Origin of the sequence: Streptomyces sp. TP-A0356 (assembly GCF_001417775.1) — a bacterium.
In the GTDB taxonomy this organism is placed as follows: domain Bacteria; phylum Actinomycetota; class Actinomycetes; order Streptomycetales; family Streptomycetaceae; genus Streptomyces.
On sequence record NZ_BBZJ01000021.1, the window covers coordinates 61,386 to 80,833 of the forward strand.

Below are 19,448 nucleotides of genomic sequence, written 5' to 3' on the forward strand. Positions count from 1 at the left end.
TCCCGCAACACGTGCGGAACCCCTGTCCCGGGGCGAGGCTGGTGTCATGACCGATCCCATCGAAGAGGGCACCGCGGAGCACCGGGGGGACACGCACGTACGGCACTATCTGCTGCACCTGCCCCGGCCCGTGGAGGAGGTCTGGCCCGCTCTGGCCACCTCGGTGGGCCTGCGGAGGTGGCTGGCCGCCGCCGAGCCCTTCGAACCACGGCTCGGCGGCGCGGTGGGCCTGCGGCTGCCCGAGGGCACGGCCCGGGGCCGCATCACGGCGTGGGACGTCGAGCGGGTCGCCGAGTACACGGTGGAGGGCCGCGGCCGCATCCGCTTCCATCTGGAACCCGACCGCCCGCGGGGCACGACGGTGCGGTTCACGCACGAGAGCGGGGAGGACCGGGACCCGGGCTGGCGCGACCGTTTCGAGCGGCTCTTCGCCTACGTGGAGAGCGGCACCCCCTGACCCCTCACGCCGGGGGGGAGCCACTCACCGGCCGGGGGCTTCCCCTCCGGCCAGGCCGGCACTCGTCCCCCGTGAGCAGGGTGAACGGGTGATCCATACGGCCTCGCCCGCCCAACTCGTCGCTGAGCGAGCGCAGTTGGGGGGAGCTGCACGCGCACCTGGCCCTCGGTACGCCGGGTCCCGGCCGGTGCGCCGGGCGGGCAGGTGGCTCAGCCCACCGTGATCGAGTCCAGCTTCTCGCGCAGATACACATGCGAGTCCACCGGCTCGTACGCCACCCGTCCCACCGGAGCCGGGACCGACGAGACGATCGTCCCGGGGGCGCACTCGCCGAAGTAGACGAGGGACATCAGCTCCTCGGTGGGGGCGTCGGCCGGTGGCGGCAGGACACGGTGGCGGCCCGAACGCCAGCGGTCGCCCGTCCAGCGGGCCATCAGATCGCCGATGTTGACGGTGAACGCCTCCGGGTCGTACGGGGCGTCCTGCCAGCCGCCCTCGTCCGTGTGGATCTGCAGGCCGCCCCTGCCGGCCTGCCGGTCGAGGATGGTGACCGTGCCGAAGTCGGTGTGCGGGCCGATGCGGAACTGGCCCGGCTCCGGCTCGCCGACGACCTCCGTGCCCGGATACCAGTTGATGTTGAAGCCGTAGGTGGGGTGGTCCATGTGGCGGGTGAAGAAGTCCGGTCGCAGGCCCAGGGCCTCGCCGAGCAGCGACAGCAGGCGGTGTGCCAGCTCCGCCATCCGCTCCAGGTACTCCTCGCACAGCGCCCGCAGCTCCGGCACCTCCTCGGGCCAGACGTTCGGCGCGTACCACTCCGCGTTGACCCGCGGGTCCTCGAACGGCTCCTGGGTGGCGAAGGTCAGTGACTCCTTGAGGTCGGGCGGGGTCCGGGTCCCCTCGGCGTAGCCGTTGGCCTCGGCGCCGGGGCCCAGCCAGCCGCGTCCGCCGACCCTGGCGGCGTACTTCTCCTTGGCCTCGGCGGGCAGGGTGAAGAAGGCGCGCGCGGCCTGCCGGATCCGGGTGCGCAGGGACGGGTCCACGCCATGGCCGGTGACCAGCAGGAATCCGGCGGTCTTGAGGGCCTCGTCCACGGCGCGGGCGAGGGTGGCGCGGGTGTCCGGGTCGCCCTCCAGCCACGGCCGCAGATCGATGGTGGGGATGCGGGGCTCAGTCACTGCCGATGTCCTCGTTCCACAGAGCCGGGTTGTCCTCGATGAAGTCGCGCATCAGCGCCGTGCACTCGGGGTCGTCCAGGAGGACCACCTCCACACCGTGTTCCGCGAGCCATTCGTGGCCGCCGTGGAAGGTGGTCGCCTCACCGACGACCACCCGGGAGATGCCGAACTGGCGGACCAGGCCGCTGCAGTACCAGCACGGCGAGAGGGTGGTCACCATCGTCGTACCCCGGTAGGAGCGCAGACGGCCCGCCGCGCGGAAGGCGGACGTCTCCGCGTGCATCGAGGGGTCGTCGTCCTGGACGCGGCGGTTGCGGCCGCGGCCGAGGAGGTTGCCGTCCGCGCCGTAGAGCGCGGCGCCGATGGGGATGCCGCCCTCGGCGAGGCCGGCGCGGGCCTCCGCCACGGCCGTGGCGAGCCACTGGTGTGCCTGTGCCTGATCCATGCCCTCACTCTCCCCGCCGCGACCTCGGTGGCAACGTGCGAACCCCCGGTGAGGGCACGGTCTCACCGGGGGAAGGCGGTCAGGTTCCATCGACCGAGCAGTCGACGGAATCGGCGGGACCGATGGCCCCATCGGCAGGACGCCCCACCGGCGCGTGGACCGGCCGCGACAGTCGCTCGTAGCGTCTTGGACATGACCCCCGAGAACAAGGGCACGGCCCAGCTGACGACCGCGATGGTGCTCTCCGGCACCCTCGGTGTCTTCGTCATCCAGTCGGGTGCCTCGCCCTTCAACGTCGTCTTCTTCCGCGTCCTGTTCGGCGCCCTCGCCCTCGGCTCCTACGTCGTCGCCCGCGGCTGGCTGCGCGGCCACGGCTTCACCCCGCGCACCCTGGGGCTGGCCGTCCTGGGCGGCGTCTTCATCGTCTTCAACTGGGTCCTGCTCTTCCAGGCCTACGGGAACACGTCGATCTCCGTCGCGACGGTCGTGTACCACACGCAGCCCTTCTACGTGGTGCTGCTGGGCGCCCTGCTCTTCCGCGAGCGGCTCACCGCGGCCAAGGTCAGCTGGGTGGGTGTCGCCTTCCTGGGACTGATCCTCGTCTCGGGCGTCACGCCCGGCGACTTCACGCACGGCGGTTCGTACGTCGTCGGCGTCGGCCAGGCCTTGCTCGCCGCGCTCCTGTACGGTCTGTCGACCCTGGTCACCAAGCGCGTCACCGGTGTTCGGCCGCACCTCATCGCCCTCGTCCAGGTCCTCGTCGGCATCCCTCTGCTGCTGCCCTTCGCGGACTTCGGCGCGATGCGCGGCGAGGGTGCCGACTGGGGCTGGCTGGTGGGCCTCGGAGTCATTCACACCGGCCTGATGTACGTCCTGATGTACGCCGCCTACGCCAAGCTCCCGACCTCGAAGATCGCCGTCCTCGCCTTCGTCTACCCGGCCGTCGCGATGATCATGGACTGGGCGGTGTACGGCCACCACATCGGGCTCGTCCAGGCGTTGGGCGTCCCGCTGATCGTGACCGCCAGCCTGCGCGTCACGCTTCCTCGGACACGAGCCGCCGCGCCTGCTCCAGAAACAGCCGGGCGTGCGCCGGAAGCCGCTTCCCGGCCCGCCACGCCAGCTGGGTACAAAGCCTGAACGGCGGCTCCCACGGCAGTCGTACGAGAGAGCCCTCCGCGAGTTCGGCGGCGACCGTCACCTCGGGCAGCAGTGACATCCCGAGGCCGGCCGCCGCCGCGCGTTTGGTGGCCTCGATCGTGCCGAACTCCATGAAGTCCACCACGGGAGCCAGGGCGGTGAGCTCCCGCTCGAACAGGTCGCGGTAGGCGCAGCCGGGTTCGGTCGCCAGCAGCGGCCGGCGCACCAGGTCGGCCGTCGTGACCGGCTTCCCGGCCAGGGGGTGCCCGGGCGCCGCCACCAGCGCCAGCGGCTCCACCGCCAGCACCTCGGTCTCCAGCCCGGCGTGGGTGGTCTCCTCCTCCATCAGGAAGCCGAGGTCGTACGTCCCCTGCCGCAGCGCCTGCCGGGTCTCGTCACCGATGGTGGTCCGCAGCGCCAGGCGCACCTTGGGGTAGCGGTGGTGGAAGAGCTCGAGGAGCGGAGGCAGACGGTACGACGTCAGCGACTCCATGGTTCCGACGGTCAGGGTGCCGGCCGGCTCCTGCGTGCCGGTCACCGCCAGCCGGGCCTCCTCGCTCAGTTCGATCATCTGCCGGGCGTACGGCAGCAGTCGCTCGCCCGCCTCCGTCAGCCGGATGCGGCTGCCCAGCCGGTCGAAGAGTTCCGCGCCGAGCGAGGACTCCAGGGCGCGGATCTGCCCGGTCACACTCGACTGCGCGTACTGCAGCTCTGCCGCGGCCCGGGTGAAGGACAGGACGGTGGCGACCTTCTCGAAGGTGACGAGCAGCCTCAGTTCCATCAGTCGGTCGCGGGTCCCTCGCCCCGCTCACGGCGCCGCAGTTCCTCCTCGCGGCGGCGCAGGTCGGCCTCCCACTCCTTCAGGAGCGCCTCGTCCTTCTTGTTGTCCTCCTTGAGGGACCTCAGGAACTCGGGGTTGTCGTCGGGTGCCACCCAGGTCGTGCGGTGGTTGCGGTGCCACTCGGAAGGGGTGGAGCCGTTCGCCGGGGCCTTGCGCACCTTGCCGGCCACGAGCCAGGCGACCGGGCCGACCAGCACCTCGCCGAAGAGCAGGATGACGATCACCCAGAGCACCTTGGGCAGCCCCCGGACCTGCTCCTCGGGGGTGTTCAGACAGTCGATGAAGGCGTATATCCACAGCGCCAGGACCAGCAGGAAGGGCAGATACCTGAGCATGGTCGTGCGATCCCCCAGGAGACGGCGACGGGGCATGGGACGGGCCCCGGTGACGGGGCAAGGGTAGCCCTTGCCGGATACTGGGACGCATGGCTTACGACGATCTTCGGTCCCTGCTCCGGGCGCTGGAGCGCGAGGGAGACCTCAAGCGCATCAAAGCCGAGGTCGACCCCTATCTGGAGGTCGGGGAGATCGTCGACCGGGTGCAGAAGTCCGGCGGGCCCGCGCTGCTCTTCGAGAACGTGCGCGGTTCGTCCATGCCTCTCGCCATGAACGTCTTCGGGACGGACCGGCGCCTTCTCAAGGCCCTGGGCCTCACGTCGTACGGTGAGATCTCCGACAAGATCGGCGGTCTGCTCAAGCCCGAGCTGCCGCACGGGTTCGTCGGGATGCGCGAGGCATTCGGAAAACTCGGTGCAATGGCGCATGTACCGCCCAAGAAGGTCAAACCCGACAACGCTCCCGTGCAGGAAGTCGTCCTGCGTGGCGAGGACGTCGACCTCGACGCCCTCCCCGCCCTCTTCACCTGGCCCCAGGACGGCGGCTCCTTCTTCAATCTCGGGCTCACCCACACCAAGGACCCGGAGACCGGGATCCGCAACCTCGGGCTCTACCGCCTCCAGCGCCACGACCGGCGCACCATCGGTATGCACTGGCAGATCCACAAGGACAGCCGCAACCACTACCAGGTGGCGGCCCGGCGCGGCGAGAAGCTGCCGGTCGCCATCGCCTTCGGGTGCCCGCCCGCCGTGACGTACGCCTCCACCGCCCCGCTGCCCGGCGACATCGACGAGTACCTGTTCGCCGGGTTCGTCGCGGGCAAGCGGATCGAGATGGTCGACTGCAAGACGGTGCCGCTCCAGGTCCCGGCGCACGCCGAGGTCGTTCTGGAGGGCTGGCTGGAGCCCGGCGAGATGCTTCCCGAGGGCCCGTTCGGCGACCACACCGGCTTCTACACGCCGCAGGAGCCCTTCCCGGCCCTCAAGATCGACTGCGTCACCATGCGCCGCCGCCCCCTGCTCCAGTCGATCGTCGTGGGCCGCCCCCCGACGGAGGACGGGCCGCTCGGCCGGGCCACCGAGCGCTTCTTCCTCCCGCTGCTCAAGATCATCGTGCCGGACATCGTGGACTACCACCTCCCCGAGGCGGGCGGGTTCCACAACTGTGCGATCGTGTCGATCGACAAGAAGTACCCCAAGCACGCCCAGAAGGTGATGCACGCCATCTGGGGCGCACACATGATGTCGCTGACGAAGCTGATCGTGGTCGTCGACTCCGACTGCGACGTGCACGATCTGCACGAGGTCGCCTGGCGGGCCCTGGGCAACACGGACTACGCCCGTGACCTCACGGTCGTCGAGGGCCCCGTCGACCACCTCGACCACGCCTCCTACCAGCAGTTCTGGGGCGGCAAGGCCGGAATCGACGCGACCGGGAAGTGGCCCGAGGAGGGCTACACGAGGGACGGCGGCTGGCCCGACATGGTCCTGTCCGACCCGGAGACCTCCGAACGGGTGACGCGACGCTGGAAGGAGTACGGACTGTGATGCCTAGGGACATGCTTGCGGCAGGCAGGGCGGAGACGGGGTTTCCCCGCCGACGCGGGGGTGAACCGGAGTACGGCCTGTGAGCAGCGCCTCCGCCGCGATTCCGCAGCCAGGACGCGCCAAGGCGTTCCTGCGCCTGGTGATGATCGAGCACTCCGTCTTCGCCCTGCCCTTCGCGTACATCGCCTCCCTGACGGCGATGTACCAGTGGGACAGGACCATCCACTGGGGCCGGCTCTTCCTCGTGACCGTCGCCATGGTGGGTCTGCGCACCTTCGCGATGGCGGTGAACCGGATCATCGACCGCGAGATCGACGCCCGCAACCCGCGCACGGCCCACCGCGAGCTGGTGACCGGTGCGATGACGGTACGGCACGCGTGGACGGGCGCGCTGATCGCGCTGGTCTTCTTCCTGGGCGCCGTGGCCCTGCTCAACCCGCTCTGCCTCGCGCTCGCCCCCATCGCGGTGATCCCGATGGTGGTGTACCCCTACGGCAAGAGGTTCACGAACTTCCCGCAGGCCATCCTGGGTCTCGCGCAGGCGATGGGCCCGGTCGGCGGCTGGTTGGCGATCAGCGGCAGGTGGGACTGGGACGCGGTGATCCTCGGTCTCGCCGTCGGCATCTGGATCGGCGGCTTCGACCTCATCTACGCCTGCCAGGACGTGGAGACGGACCGCGAGATCGGGGTCATGTCGGTGCCGGCCCGCTTCGGTGTCCCCGCGGCCATCCGGGGGGCCCGCGTCTGTCATGCCGTCACGACGGCGCTGTTCGTCTGGTACGCCGTCGTCACCGGTGCCGGAGTCTTCTTCTGGCTGGGCCTGGTGATCGTGGCCGGCGCCTTCCTCTACGAGCACACGATCGTCCGGCCCCATGACCTGAGCCGCCTGAACCGCGCCTTCTTCAGCGTCAACGGGTTCATCGGCATCGCCCTGTTCGTGTGTGCGTTGCTTGATCTGCTGGTCCGGGGTCTCACGGTCTGAATCATGAGAGCTGATGGAGAGAGTTCGACGCCATGAAGCCAGGACAGACGCAGCGCACGCCTTGGATCGTGGGCGTCTCCGGCGCCTCCGGCACGCCGTACTCCGCCGCCGTGCTGCGCGCGCTGCTGGCGGCGGGGGAGAGCGTCGACCTCGTCGTCTCCCGTGCGTCGCGGCTCACGCTGCTCGACGAGACCGGGATCTCCTTCCGGGACGCGCACTGGCGGCAGGACCTGCGGGAGTGGCTGGGGCGGGGAGCGGGCGGCAAGCCCGCAACGTTCGAGGTCGACGTCGACGGCGACGCCGTACGGTACTGGAGCGCCGGTGACCTGGCCGCCGGGCCGTCCTCCGGGTCGTACCCCGCCAAGGGGATGCTGATCGTGCCCGCGTCCACGGCCTGCGTGGCGGGGGTCGCGCTCGGGCTCTCGAAGGACCTGTTGCAGCGGGCCGCGAGCGTCACCCTCAAGGAGGGGCGGCGGCTGGTGGTCGCCGTGCGGGAGACACCGCTCAGCGGGCAGACCCTCAGGCAGCTGGTGGCGCTGGACGAGGCGGGGGCGGTCGTACTGCCCGCGTCGCCGGCGTTCTACGCGGGGGCGACACACATCCAGGACCTGGTGGACTTCGTCGCGGGACGTGCGCTGGACGCGGCCGGGGTGCCGCACCGGCTGTACCGCCGCTGGGAGGGCGAACTCGGCGGCTCGGCCCGCGGCACGTGACCGTCGGCGCAGCAGCGCGCACCCGGGCAAGCAGCAGCAACACGCATCACTTTCAGGAACTCTTCGGACCTCTTCAGCGGAAGGCTTCGATCGCATGGACGCGGTGGACAGGCAGCTCATCCAGGCCCTGAGGGAGAACGGCCGGGCCTCCTACGCGGAGCTGGGGCGCCTCGTCGGCCTGTCGGGACCCAGCGTCACCGACCGCATCAACCGCCTGGAGGCGGCCGGTGTCATCACCGGCTACCGCGCCACCGTCGACGCGGCCTCCCTCGGCCTGGGCGTGACCGCCCTCATCGGCATCTCCCTGTCCGACGCCGCCGACCACGAGGACGTGGCGCGGCGTCTGAGGGACCTTCAGGAGATCGAGGACTGCTGGTTCATCGCCGGCGACGACTCGTTCATGCTCAAGGTCCGCGCGAGCGACGTGGACGGCCTGGAGAAGACCATCCGCCGGCTGTCGGGCACCAAGGGCGTCTCCCGCACGCGTACCACCATCGTGCTCTCCACGAAGTGGGAGAACCGGGTGGGGGAGCTGCCGGAGTCGCACTAGGTGCCAGAGGTGCTGGGGCACCGAGCACCGTATGGGGGCGCCGTCCGTCCGAAGGGCGGAGGGTACCGTTGGGGTGGTTCGTCCGAGGGAGAGGCAGAAGCATGGATGTCGGGCTCAAGCGCGAGCTGGAGGACAAGGTCCGGGCCGGTGAGCGGCTGACCCGCGAGGACGGCATCGCGCTGTACGAGTCGGACGACCTGGCCTGGCTGGGCGGCCTCGCGCACGAGGTGCGGACCCGCAAGAACGGTGACGTGGTCCACTTCAACGTCAACCGTCACCTCAACATGACCAACGTGTGCACGGCGTCCTGCGCCTACTGCTCCTTCCAGCGCAAGCCGGGGGAGAAGGACGCGTACACGATGCGCATCGAGGAGGCGGTCCGGCTCGCCAGGACGATGGAGTCGGAGAACCTCACCGAGCTGCACATCGTCAACGGCCTGCACCCGAACCTGCCGTGGCGCTACTACCCGCGCTCGCTGCGCGAGCTGAAGGCCGCCCTGCCGAACGTCTCGCTGAAGGCGTTCACGGCGACCGAGATCCACCACTTCGAGACCATCTCCGGGCTCAGCGCCTCCGAGATCCTCGACGAGCTGATCGACGCCGGTCTGGAGTCGCTGACCGGCGGCGGCGCGGAGATCTTCGACTGGGAGATCCGGCAGCACATCGTCGACCACAGGACGCACTGGGAGGACTGGTCGCGCATCCACCGCCTGGCGCACGAGAAGGGTCTGAAGACCCCGTGCACCATGCTGTACGGCCACATCGAGGAGCCGCGCCACCGCGTGGACCATGTGCTGCGGCTGCGTGAACTCCAGGACGAGACCGGCGGCTTCCAGGTCTTCATCCCGCTGCGCTACCAGCACGACTTCGTGGATGTGAAGGACGGCAAGGTCCGCAACCGCCTCCAGGCCCGGACGCAGATGGCGACCGGCGCGGAGGCCCTGAAGACCTTCGCGGTCTCGCGTCTGCTGTTCGACAACGTCCAGCACGTCAAGGTGTTCTGGGTGATGCACGGCGTGCAGACCGCGCAGCTGGCCCTCCAGCACGGCGCCGACGACATGGACGGCTCGGTCGTCGAGTACAAGATCACGCACGACGCGGACGACTTCGGCACGCCGAACAAGCTGACCCGGGAGGACCTGCTCGACCTGATCCGCGACGCGGGCTTCCGTCCGGTGGAGCGGAACACACGGTACGAGATCATCCGCGAGTACGAGGGCCCGGACCCGGCGCGCCGGGACGAGCCGCAGCCCATGCGCGTGTGACCGATTCGGCAGCGGAACGGTGTACCCCACCTCCGTAGGTAAGGGATAGCCTGCCGCTATGCCCCTTACCTTTGAGCTCGATCCCGCCGTGTCCCCCGCCCTGCGGGACGACCTGCTCGCGCTGTGGGCGGACGTGTCGAACGCGGGCGGCTCGGTCGGCTTCGTGCCGCCGGTGACCGCGGACGACATACGCCCCGAGCTGGTGAAGCACCTCGTGGCGATGGCCGAGGGACGGACCCGGCTGCTGGTGGGCCGGGACGGGACCGGCGCGGTCGCGGCGACCGCGTTCATCGCGCACAACACGCACCGGCTGATGCGGCACTGGGTCTGGCTGTACACGGTGATGGTGCATCCGCGGCACCAGGGCAGGGGGTACGGCCGTGACCTGCTGGCCGCCGCGGCGGACGCGGCGCGCGGCCTGGAGGGCATCGAGGCGATCCGGCTCACCTGCCGGGGCGGCCTCGGCCTGGAGCGGTTCTACGGCTCCTGCGGCTACAAGGAGGTCGGCCGGGTGCCCGGGGCGATCCGGGTGGCGCCCGGGGACGACCGGGACGACATCACGATGCTGCTGCCGCTCCTGTGACTGCTCCCACCCGCCTCCAAGATCGGGGGCCGGGCATGCTTCACTGGACGGTGCCCCTATGGGGGTGTTCGGACGCTTCGAAACGGAAGAGTGGATTGAGATGCTCCGCTACACGCTGATGCGCCTCGGGATCTTCGCGGGCTGCCTCCTCGTCGTCTGGGGCCTCGTCTACTCCGGCGTCGTCCCGCGCGGCCTCGGCGACTCCAACCTCCTGTGGGTCCTCCTGCTCTCCCTGGTGATCTCCGCGCCGATCAGTTTCGTGGTGCTGCGCAAGGAGCGGGACCGGGCCTCCGTGCAGATCGTGCAGAAGGTCGACCGTGTGAAGGCCAACCTCGAGGCCAACCGCAGCCAGGAGGACCTGCCCGACGACACGGCCCGGGCGCAGGGCCAGCCCTCCTGAGAGCTCCGAACACAGTGGGCGCCCGGCTCGCGGACTCCCATTTGTTCGGAGCTCTGAGAGGCTTCCCGCATCGGGACCAGGGGCCCAACTAGTCTTGCGCCATGGGTGCGGTGAAGACCAAGCGGATGCCGCGGGCGGTGCGGGAGCAGCAGATGCTCGACGCCGCCGTACGGACCTTCGGCCAGCGGGGCTACATGGCCGCGTCCATGGACGAGATCGCCGAACTGGCGGGCGTCTCCAAGCCGCTGGTGTATCTGTACCTGAACTCCAAGGAAGACCTCTTCACCGCCTGCATCCGCCGCGAGGCCGCCGCGCTCACCGAGGCCGTGCGCTGCGGAGTCCGGCCCGGACTCGCAGCCGACGACCAACTCTGGGAGGGGCTGCGCGCGTTCTTCACCCACACCGCGCGCAACCCGGACGGCTGGGCGATCCTGCACCTCCAGGCCCGTACGCACGGTGAACCCTTCGCCGCCGAGGTCACCGCCATGCGTGAGGAGATCGTCGCGTTCGTGACGGAGCTCATCGCCGTCGCCGCGCACGAGGCGCTCCCCGAAGCTCTCGGCTGCGCTCGTGCGGGGAGGCGTGATCCAGACCTGCCCGAGCGTGAGGTGGCGGGGCTCGCCCAGGCCCTGGTCGGTGCCGCCGAGTCCCTCGCCGCCTGGGCGAACGCCACCTCCGGCGTCTCAGCCCGGCAGGCCGCGGCGACCCTGATGAACTTCGCCTGGGCGGGCCTCGGCAACCTCATGGAGAACCGCCCCTGGACGCCCCCGGACCGGGACCGGCGCGTATCGCCTGGAGCGGACGACGAGGGCTGACGGGCGTCAGCTGAGGTCAAGCCGAGGAGAAAGCCCCGCTGATCGGGGAGCTCCCCGCTCATTGACGAACGATCAGCCAGTCCCCATCTCATTCCCCCATCTCATTCCCCCATCTCATTCCCCCTTCTCATTCCCCTGCTCATTTCCCTCGTTCCCCTTTCCATTCCCCATCCCATTCCGTTCCTCTGGTCCCTCCTCGCGCTCGGACGAATGCGGCGGTTCGTCGAAGTGCACGCTGACCTTCTGGAACCCCTTGAAGGCTTCCGTCGTCGCGTACGACCGGTAGGCGCGCACGTCGCCCGGGCTGAGGTGGACGCGGTCGGTGAACGGGCTCAGCAGACTGCGCGGCCACAGATGCAGGCAGCGCACCGCGCTGATCTCCGCTGTGACGAGGTACACCAGCGAGCCGAGGTAGATCCAGGCGAGCAGGCCGAGCACGATGCCGAACATGCCGTACGTCGCCGTGGTGCCCCGGAGAATGTGGTCGACGTAGTAGGAACCGCCCCACTGCAGCACCTGCCAGGCGATCGCGCCGCCCAGCGCGGGGCCGTACATCATGCGCAGGGGTATGCGGCGGCGCGTCAGAATGTGGTAGCTGCCCAGCAGAAGCCCGGCGTTGAGCGCGACGGCCATGACCGCGGCGGCCACGCGTACGCCGATGGCCAGACGGGATCCGAACACACTGGCCGCCGACTCCGCCGCGGACAGGCCCGTGGTGACACAGAGGCCGACCGCGAGCAGTGACAGGAACTTCAGGCCCCTCAGCCGCGAGCGCAGCGGGCCGGGTCGTTCGTGGCGGGGGACCGCGAAGATCTTGTTCAGGGCGAGCTGGGCGGCCTGCCCGACCCCCAGCGCGCCGTAGAGACTGCCCGCGACACCGACCACGAGGGCGACGCCACTCCCGTTGAACGAGTGAATGTTGTGACCGATCTGGTCGCCGATCACCGGGAATTCCCGCAAGGCCGAGTTCAGTACGGCCTGCTGCAGATGCGGGTCGCCCCTGAGAAGGGAACCGAGCAGCGCGACGAGGAAGAGCATCAGCGGGAACAGGGAGAGGAATCCGTAGTAGGACAGCAGCGCGGCCAGGTATCCGGCCTGGTCGTCGTAGAACTTGTACGCCACGGCCAGAGGAAATCCCGCCCAGCGATGCCGTCGCTGATAAGAATCCAGCCGGGCCAGCACTCCCATGCGTTTCCGGTACCCCAGCCTGCCGCCCTTATGCGGTGTTCCCGCCCGTGCCCCCGCTGTGTTTCCACCGGTCGCGGGGTCCGGTCGGGAAGGTGAATGAAGAGATGTGCGGAGAATTCAAGGGAGTGAAGATCGCGCTGGGTCAGGGCGAGTCCGCGATCGCGGGCGGCGCGGACACGGCGAGCGACGCGCCCCTCGGCGTCAACGACCAGCTGCGCCTGATCCTCCTGGAGACCCGCCGGGCGAAGCACCCGGCGGCCGGCTGAAGGCGCTGGCGAAGATCCGCCCCGGCCATCTGGTCCCCGACATTCCGCGCAACGCCGAGCCGCGCACCGGCCTGTCCATGGGCGAGCACGCCGCCGTCACGGCCCGCGCGTGGGGCATCGCACGTGAAACCCAGGACGAGTCCACCCCCACCCAACTCGCCCGACTCAGACTGGCGTTCGGCGTCGACGGCCCGAACCCCACCATGACCGCGGGCAATTCGACGCCGCTCATGGACGGTGCCGCTGTCGTCCTGCTCGCGAGCGAGGAGTGGGTGCGGGAGCGCGGCCTCGAACCGCTGGCGTATCTGACGGCGTACCAGACAGCGGCCGTCGACTTCGTCGGCGCAGGCGTGGCGGGCGGCGAGGACGGCCTGCCGGTGGCTCCCGCCCACGCGGTCCCGCGGGCGATCCTCGAGCGGACCTGACACCGGGAGCCCCGGGAGAGGACGGTGCGGAGGAGGCTGCACAGCCCTGGCCCCGGACCCTCCCCGAACCCGCACAGACTCCTCACGAGGGCGCCGTACGATCGCGGTTCTAACTGGCGGTAACCGCGAGCCGCGACCGCCGGTGAACGTCTCGGTGCGCACAGCGCGTACCTCATGCAGCAGAGCAGTGTGTAGCTGCAGGCCCCAGGAGGCTGCCCCATGCCGATCTCGTATTCGTCCGCGCCCGTTCCCGCCACCCCGGTCGATCCCGACCACGACGGCGGGCCCGTGCTGGTGGAGCCGGAGACACGGCGGCTGAACGGCGAGGTGCGGGAGGCGTACGTGCCCGCGCTGGTGCCGTCGGTGACCCACGGCTCGCTCGCCGACCTGCCCTTCGAGAACGCGAGCGAGGCGCCCGGCCATCGGATCCTCAGCCGGCGTGACGCGGACGGCGGCTGGACGGACCTGACGGCGGCGCAGTTCGCGGACCAGGTGCTGGCCGTGGCGAAGGGGCTGATCGCAGAGGGCCTGATGCCGGGCGACCGGATCGCGGTCATGGCGCGTACGACCTACGAGTGGACGCTGCTCGACTTCGCGGCCTGGGCCGCGGGCCTGGTGACGGTCCCCGTCTACCCCACCTCGTCCGTCTTCCAGACCCGCTGGATCCTCCAGGACTCCGGCGCGGTGGCCCTGGTGACGGAGACGGCGGGACAGGCGGCGGCCATCGGCCCGGAGCGCAGCCGGCTGCCCGACCTGCGCCATGTGTGGGTGATCGAGAAGCAGCACGTCCAGCGGCTGGCGCAGCGCGGGGAGGCGGTCCCGGACCAGGAGGTCTCCGTACGCCGGGGTGTGCTGGGCCCGGATACCCTGGCCACCCTCATCTACACCTCGGGCACCACGGGCCGCCCGAAGGGCTGCGCGCTGACGCACGGCAACTTCCTCGCCGAGGTGGACAACGCGACGCAGCTCCTGCACCCGGTGTTCCGGTCGAAGACGAGCGACGAGCCGTCCACGCTGCTGTTCCTGCCCCTGTCCCATGTCTTCGGCCGCATGGTGGCGGTGGCCTGCATCCGCGCCCGGGTACGGCTGGGGCACGCGCCGAGCCTGAAGGCGGAGGATCTGCTGGCCGACCTGGCGAGCTTCAGGCCGACCTTCCTGATGGTGATCCCGTACATGCTGGAGAAGGTCTACAACAACGCCCGGGCGACGGCCGAGCGTGGCGGACGGACATCGTTGTTCGACCGGGCGGCGGGCGTGGCCCGCCGCTACGGGGAGGCGCTGGAGGCCCGTCAGCACGGCACCGGACCGGGCCCGAGCCGGGCGCTGAAGGCGACCCGCGCCGTCTACGACCCCCTGGTCTACCGCCGTATCCGGGGCGCCCTGGGCGGCCGGGTCCGCCATGTCATCTGCGGCGGCTCCCCGCTGGGCCGCCCTCTCGCCGCCTTCTACGCGGGCGCGGGCATAGCGATCCTCGAGGGCTACGGTCTGACGGAGACCACCGGCGCCGCCACGGTCACACCCCCGCTCAAACCACGCCTGGGCACGGTGGGTTGGCCCCTGCCCGGCACGAAGGTCCGCATCGCGGCGGACGGCGAGGTGCTGCTGTCCGGGGGCCAGGTGTTCCGCGGCTACTGGGACCCGCACGCGGGCGGGGTGGTCCCGGCCACCCCCGACGGCTGGTTCCCGACGGGTGACCTCGGCCGCCTGGACGACCAGGGCTATCTGACCATCACGGGCAGGAAGAAGGAGATCCTGATCACGGCGGGAGGCAAGAACGTGGCACCCGCCCCGCTGGAGAACTGGCTGCGCTCCCACCCGCTGATCTCCCAGTGCCTGGTCCTCGGCGACGGCCGCCCCTATGTGAGCGCGCTGATCACCCTGGACGCGGAGGGCATCACCCACTGGCGTCAGATGAACGGCAAGCACCCCGTCCCGCCGGAGCTCCTGATCGGCGACGAGGAACTGGACGCCGTCCTGCAACGCGCGGTGGACGAGGCCAACAAGCTGGTCTCCCGCCCCGAGTCGATCCGCCGTTTCGCGGTCCTGCCCGTGGACTTCACCGAGGAGGCCGGCCACCTGACCCCGTCGATGAAGCTGCGCCGGCAAGTGATCATGCGGGACTTCGCGGCACACGTGGAGGGGCTGTACGCGAAGTAGGGCCGTGCCCGGCGGCCCTCACCCGTTCGCGGACGACCGCTTAGCCCACCCGGCCCCAGCCGGTGGCGGTGGTGCCCGATATGTGCAGCCTCGCGTGCTTCCATCCCGTCAGGAGGCACACATGATCGCTGAGGACCGACAGCAGGACACTTCACGGCGGCGCGTGCTGGCGGCGGCCGCCCTGGCGCCGATGCTGGCCGGGGTGCCGACCCCGGCTCGCGCCCTGGCCGGCGGGGTGGCACGGGACAGGAGTCGGAAGCTGGTCGAGCCGGTGCGGACCTCGCTGGCGGACTGGACGGCCGTGGCCCGCGTACTGGGCCGCACAGGCGATATGAAGCGCCAGGTCATGTACCACACGGGCCTGCCCCGCCGAGACCTCAGGGTGGTCTCCCACCGTGTCGTCGTCAAACCGGCGCTCGCCCTGGGCTCCCACGTCTCCTTCGTCCGTTACGCCGACGGCGGCACTCTGCTGATGGGCGACGTGGTGGTCACCGAGCAGGAACTGCAGCGGTTCAGCGACGTCCTGCACCAGCAGGGGATCGAGCAGACCGCGATCCACAAGCACCTGCTCTCCCAGACTCCCGACATCTGGTGGACCCACGTCCACGCGCACGGCCACGACCCGGTGGCCATCGCCCGCGGGCTGCGCGCGGCGTTCGACCGTACCGGCACCCCGCCCGCGCGTCCCTCGGCCCCGCCGCGCCCCCTCGACCTGGACACCGCCGGCATCGATGCCGCGCTGCGCGTCAAGGGCGTCGTCGACGACGGGATCTACAAGAGCACCTTCGTCCGCCGCGAGACCATCACCGACGGCGACCTCGTGCTGCCGCCGGGCCTGGGGTCGACCACCGCGTTCAACTTCCAGCCGCTGGGTCACGGCCGTGCCGCGGTCAACGGCGACTGCGTCATGATCGCCGGGGAGGTCCAGAACGTCCTCAGGGCCCTGCGGCGTGCCGGGGCCGAGCTGGTCGAGCTGCACAACCACGGCCTGAGGGACGAACCCCGGCTGTTCTTCACCCACTTCTGGGCCGTCGGGGACGCCGTCGGCCTCGCCCGTGGCCTGCGCCGCGCGGTGGACGCCACCGACGTCGTGCCGGTGGCGGGCGCCGGGTAGCGGTGGACGGATCGCGTACGGCCGGGGGTCGGCTGGCGCATGTGGGTGTGCTCCGGCGGACACGCAACGCGAAAGGGCATATGCATGGAGTAGCGACAGCGGCTGGAAACGGAGATGCACGATGAGCGCAAGCGGCGAGGCAACCCCCTGTCCCTTCGACTTCAGCAAAGGCCTGGACTTCGATCCCTCCCTCGCGGACCTCATGGCCCGCGAGACCATCACCCGGATCCGGCTGCCGTACGGCGACGCCGACGCCTGGCTGGTGACGGGCTTCGAGGGGGTGCGGCAGGTCACCACCGACCAGCGATTCAGCCGGGCGGGCATCGTGGAGTTCGACTATCCGCGGCTGACGCCGGAGCCGATCGTCTCGCCGGAGTCGATCAACGTGATGGATCCCCCGCACAGCAGCCGTCTGCGCCATCTGGCGGCGCAGGCCTTCACCCAGCGGCATGTGGCCCGGATGCGACGGCGGATCACCGCGCTCGCGGACACCCTGCTGGAGGAGATGGCCGAGGAGGGGCCGCCGGCGGACCTGGTCGCCCATCTGTCGAACCAGCTCCCCCAGCACACCATCTTCGACGTGCTCGGGATCGGCCGGGAGGACTGGCCCCGGATGCGGCAGTACGTGCACCAACTGCTCTCGACCGGCTCGGACGGCCGCGAGACCGCCGCGGCCGCCAAGGCCGAACTACGGGAGTACTTCGGCGGCCTGGTCGAAGAGCGGCGGCGCACCCCCGGGAAGGACCTGGTCAGCGCGCTGGCCGCCGCCAAGGACGGCGAGGACGCGTTCGACGACCAGGAGCTGGCGGTGATGGCGCTGACGCTGATGCTCAGCGGTCAGGACACGGCCACCTGCCAGATCAGCAACATCTCCTACCTCCTGCTGACCCGTCCCGAGCTGGTACGGCACATCAGGAACCGGCCGGAGGAGCTGACGGCCGTCCTGAACGAGCTGCTGCGGTTCATTCCCTTCCGCAAGGGGGTCGGCATCCCCCGGGTGGCGCTGGAGGACGTCGAACTGGACGGGGTGCGGATCCGGGCGGGTGACTTCGTCCATGTCTCGTACCTGACGGCGAACCGTGACCCCGAGCGCTACCCGAACCCGCACGCCATCGACCCCGAGCGGCGCCCCTTGCCGCACATGACGTTCGGCTGGGGCGGCCACCGGTGCATCGCCGTGCCGCTGGCCATGGCGGAGCTGGAGGTGGCCATCGGGCGGCTCCTGGAGCACTTCCCGGACCTCCGGCTCGCGGTAGCACCGGAGGAGATCCGCTGGGACACGGAGACGATCCGCCGCTTCCCGCTGGAGCTGCCGGTGGCGTGGTGAGGCAGCGGTGCCACCCGGAGTGCCCCGACGTCTCGGTCGATCAGGGACACGAAGAGGGACGCCACCGCCTCCCGCCCGGGACCACGTTCGTGCTGACCATGCATCACGTGTGGGAAGGAAGCGACGAAAAAAGCAGGAGCCCCCTGCGCCGGGTGGCGCGCGGGGCTCCTTGGGTACTGCATTCCGTTCCGGATCAAAGCATCGAGCTCAGTGGCCTGAAGGCCCTGTGAGCCGAAGGCTTGGAACCGAAGACCGAACTCCGAGACCGAGGCTCAGATGGCCGTGACGTTCTCCGCCTGCGGGCCCTTGGGGCCCTGGGTCACGTCGAAGCTCACCTGCTGGTTCTCCTCGAGCGAACGGAAGCCGTTCGCGTTGATCGCGGAGTAGTGGACGAAGACGTCGGGGCCGCCGCCTTCTTGGGCGATGAAGCCAAAGCCCTTTTCGGCGTTGAACCACTTCACGGTTCCGGTAGCCATAAGCCCTCCTTGGGCCCAAAGGGTTGCCCTGCTCCAGAACCTGCGATTGTGAAAACTGAACGCCGCACAACTGCATATGTCTGAAAACGACGAGAGCCCGCGGTTACATGCTCCGCAGGCTCTGTACTGCAAGGAAACCAAACTGCAACTTGCGGCGAGCCTAGCACGTGGGCAGCCGAAAGCAATAGAGGTCAAGATCACGTCACCCGGATGTTTGACCGGGTTGTGGGATGGATTGACGTCACTGTGTCGCATCGTAGTCCGTCAGGTGGACGCCAGTGGTCCGCGGGGTGTGGCCAAGGCGCTCACGGCCCTTCGGGGGACCCTGGAGCCAGCACCGTACCGCACGGCGGCTAGTCTCGCGATGTGGACAATTCTCGCATCCGGCCGCGCGTCGGCCACATCCAGTTCCTGAACTGCCTGCCCCTGTACTGGGGGCTCGCGAGAACCGGCACCCTCCTCGACCTCGAGCTGACCAAGGACACCCCGGAGAAGCTCAGCGAGCAGCTGGTGCGGGGCGATCTGGACATCGGGCCGATCACCCTCGTCGAGTTCCTCAAGCACGCCGACCAGCTGGTCGCCTTCCCCGACATCGCGGTCGGCTGCGACGGCCCGGTGATGTCCTGCGTGATCGTCTCCCAGGTCCCCCTGGACCGGCTCGACGGCGCCCGGGTCGCCCTCGGCTCCACCTCGCGGACCTCCGTACGCCTCGCCCAGCTGCTGCTCGCCGAGCGGTACGGGGTGCGGCCGGACTACTACACCTGCCCGCCCGACCTCAGCCTGATGATGCAGGAGGCCGAGGCGGCCGTGCTGATCGGCGACGCGGCCCTCCGGGCGAACCTGCACGACGGGCCGCACTACGGCCTCGACGTGCACGACCTGGGCGCGCTGTGGAAGGAGTGGACGGGCCTGCCGTTCGTCTTCGCGGTGTGGGCGGCCCGGCGCGACTACCTGCGGCGTGAGCCGGCGATCACCCGCAAGGTGCACGAGGCCTTCCTGGCCTCCCGCAACCTGTCCCTGGAGGAGGTCGGCAAGGTCGCGGAGCAGGCGGCGCGCTGGGAGGCCTTCGACGAGCAGGTCCTGGAGCGGTACTTCACGACGCTCGACTTCCGCTTCGGGGGCCCGCAGCTGGCCGCGGTCGAGGAGTTCGCCCGACGGGTCGGACCCACCACGGGTTTCCCGGCGGACGTGAAGGTGAAGCTTCTGGAGTCGTAGGCGTCGTAGGGTGCCGCGGGGAGGGGGACGAA

General features: G+C 70.1%; 20 protein-coding genes and 1 pseudogene. 15 read left to right on the forward strand and 6 right to left on the reverse strand.

The window, feature by feature from the left end:
* The first annotated feature begins 46 nt into the window (after nt 1–46).
* Nucleotides 47–457, forward strand: a complete 411-nt coding sequence (locus ASC56_RS21135) for an SRPBCC domain-containing protein (protein WP_055493069.1) — start codon at nt 47–49, stop codon at nt 455–457.
* 209 nt (nt 458–666) lie between these two features.
* On the opposite strand, the gene ASC56_RS21140 is transcribed toward ASC56_RS21135, so the two are convergent.
* Nucleotides 667–1,632, reverse strand: coding sequence for an isopenicillin N synthase family oxygenase (locus ASC56_RS21140; protein WP_055493070.1), 966 nt, complete (start codon nt 1,630–1,632; stop codon nt 667–669).
* Nucleotides 1,625–2,077 (reverse strand): nucleoside deaminase, encoded by a 453-nt coding sequence (locus tag ASC56_RS21145; protein WP_055493071.1) that lies wholly within the window; start codon nt 2,075–2,077, stop codon nt 1,625–1,627. Before ASC56_RS21145 ends, ASC56_RS21140 begins: the two co-directional genes overlap by 8 nt.
* Nucleotides 2,078–2,269: 192 nt before the next feature.
* Here ASC56_RS21145 and ASC56_RS21150 point away from each other — a divergent pair, with 192 nt between their 5' ends.
* Nucleotides 2,270–3,217 carry a DMT family transporter gene (locus ASC56_RS21150; protein ID WP_055493072.1) on the forward strand — a complete coding sequence of 316 codons (948 nt, stop codon included), beginning with the start codon at nt 2,270–2,272 and terminating at the stop codon, nt 3,215–3,217.
* Here ASC56_RS21150 and ASC56_RS21155 read toward each other — a convergent pair.
* Nucleotides 3,114–3,998: a LysR family transcriptional regulator gene (locus ASC56_RS21155; RefSeq protein ID WP_055493073.1), complete on the reverse strand. Its 885-nt coding sequence runs from the start codon at nt 3,996–3,998 to the stop codon at nt 3,114–3,116. The genes ASC56_RS21150 and ASC56_RS21155 overlap by 104 nt on opposite strands.
* Nucleotides 3,998–4,393 (reverse strand): PLD nuclease N-terminal domain-containing protein, encoded by a 396-nt coding sequence (locus ASC56_RS21160; RefSeq protein ID WP_055493074.1) that lies wholly within the window; start codon nt 4,391–4,393, stop codon nt 3,998–4,000. The genes ASC56_RS21155 and ASC56_RS21160 overlap by 1 nt, the downstream gene beginning before the upstream one ends.
* A gap of 89 nt (nt 4,394–4,482) precedes the next feature.
* Here ASC56_RS21160 and ASC56_RS21165 point away from each other — a divergent pair, with 89 nt between their 5' ends.
* The 8 genes from ASC56_RS21165 to ASC56_RS21200 all read left to right on the forward strand — a co-directional run bounded on the left by ASC56_RS21165 (nt 4,483) and on the right by ASC56_RS21200 (nt 11,248).
* Nucleotides 4,483–5,940, forward strand: coding sequence for a menaquinone biosynthesis decarboxylase (locus ASC56_RS21165; protein ID WP_055493075.1), 1,458 nt, complete (start codon nt 4,483–4,485; stop codon nt 5,938–5,940).
* 79 nt (nt 5,941–6,019) lie between these two features.
* On the forward strand, nt 6,020–6,922 hold the full coding sequence (gene mqnP, locus ASC56_RS21170; protein ID WP_055493076.1) for a menaquinone biosynthesis prenyltransferase MqnP: 903 nt from the start codon (nt 6,020–6,022) through the stop codon (nt 6,920–6,922).
* A gap of 32 nt (nt 6,923–6,954) precedes the next feature.
* A complete protein-coding gene (locus ASC56_RS21175) occupies nt 6,955–7,635 on the forward strand; it encodes a UbiX family flavin prenyltransferase (protein ID WP_055493077.1) in 681 nt (226 codons plus the stop codon).
* Nucleotides 7,636–7,729: 94 nt separating this feature from the next.
* Nucleotides 7,730–8,185: an Lrp/AsnC family transcriptional regulator gene (locus tag ASC56_RS21180; RefSeq protein ID WP_055493078.1), complete on the forward strand. Its 456-nt coding sequence runs from the start codon at nt 7,730–7,732 to the stop codon at nt 8,183–8,185.
* Between the two features lie 101 nt (nt 8,186–8,286).
* On the forward strand, nt 8,287–9,450 hold the full coding sequence (gene mqnE / locus ASC56_RS21185; protein WP_055493079.1) for an aminofutalosine synthase MqnE: 1,164 nt from the start codon (nt 8,287–8,289) through the stop codon (nt 9,448–9,450).
* Between the two features lie 58 nt (nt 9,451–9,508).
* Nucleotides 9,509–10,033, forward strand: coding sequence for a GNAT family N-acetyltransferase (locus ASC56_RS21190; protein ID WP_055493080.1), 525 nt, complete (start codon nt 9,509–9,511; stop codon nt 10,031–10,033).
* Nucleotides 10,034–10,133: 100 nt separating this feature from the next.
* Nucleotides 10,134–10,433 carry a DUF4229 domain-containing protein gene (locus tag ASC56_RS21195; RefSeq protein WP_055493371.1) on the forward strand — a complete coding sequence of 100 codons (300 nt, stop codon included), beginning with the start codon at nt 10,134–10,136 and terminating at the stop codon, nt 10,431–10,433.
* Nucleotides 10,434–10,534: 101 nt separating this feature from the next.
* Nucleotides 10,535–11,248 (forward strand): TetR/AcrR family transcriptional regulator, encoded by a 714-nt coding sequence (locus ASC56_RS21200; RefSeq protein WP_055493081.1) that lies wholly within the window; start codon nt 10,535–10,537, stop codon nt 11,246–11,248.
* Nucleotides 11,249–11,362: 114 nt separating this feature from the next.
* On the opposite strand, the gene ASC56_RS21205 is transcribed toward ASC56_RS21200, so the two are convergent.
* Nucleotides 11,363–12,370 carry a YihY/virulence factor BrkB family protein gene (locus ASC56_RS21205; protein WP_371330210.1) on the reverse strand — a complete coding sequence of 336 codons (1,008 nt, stop codon included), beginning with the start codon at nt 12,368–12,370 and terminating at the stop codon, nt 11,363–11,365.
* Between the two features lie 194 nt (nt 12,371–12,564).
* On the opposite strand from ASC56_RS21205, the pseudogene ASC56_RS38255 reads away from it, so the two are divergent.
* The 4 genes and pseudogenes from ASC56_RS38255 to ASC56_RS21225 form a co-directional block, all read left to right on the forward strand.
* A pseudogene (locus ASC56_RS38255) lies at nt 12,565–13,121 on the forward strand (acetyl-CoA C-acyltransferase); the annotation flags it as partial.
* Nucleotides 13,122–13,346: 225 nt separating this feature from the next.
* Complete coding sequence (locus ASC56_RS21215) at nt 13,347–15,284, forward strand: long-chain fatty acid--CoA ligase (protein ID WP_055493083.1); 1,938 nt, start codon at nt 13,347–13,349, stop codon at nt 15,282–15,284.
* 121 nt (nt 15,285–15,405) lie between these two features.
* Nucleotides 15,406–16,398 (forward strand): DUF1259 domain-containing protein, encoded by a 993-nt coding sequence (locus ASC56_RS21220; RefSeq protein WP_055493084.1) that lies wholly within the window; start codon nt 15,406–15,408, stop codon nt 16,396–16,398.
* Between the two features lie 121 nt (nt 16,399–16,519).
* On the forward strand, nt 16,520–17,725 hold the full coding sequence (locus tag ASC56_RS21225; protein WP_055493085.1) for a cytochrome P450: 1,206 nt from the start codon (nt 16,520–16,522) through the stop codon (nt 17,723–17,725).
* Between the two features lie 272 nt (nt 17,726–17,997).
* On the opposite strand, the gene ASC56_RS21230 is transcribed toward ASC56_RS21225, so the two are convergent.
* On the reverse strand, nt 17,998–18,201 hold the full coding sequence (locus ASC56_RS21230) for a cold-shock protein (RefSeq protein WP_043442843.1): 204 nt from the start codon (nt 18,199–18,201) through the stop codon (nt 17,998–18,000).
* Between the two features lie 366 nt (nt 18,202–18,567).
* Here ASC56_RS21230 and ASC56_RS21235 point away from each other — a divergent pair, with 366 nt between their 5' ends.
* Nucleotides 18,568–19,416 carry a menaquinone biosynthetic enzyme MqnA/MqnD family protein gene (locus ASC56_RS21235; protein ID WP_055493086.1) on the forward strand — a complete coding sequence of 283 codons (849 nt, stop codon included), beginning with the start codon at nt 18,568–18,570 and terminating at the stop codon, nt 19,414–19,416.
* Nucleotides 19,417–19,448: the final 32 nt, after the last annotated feature.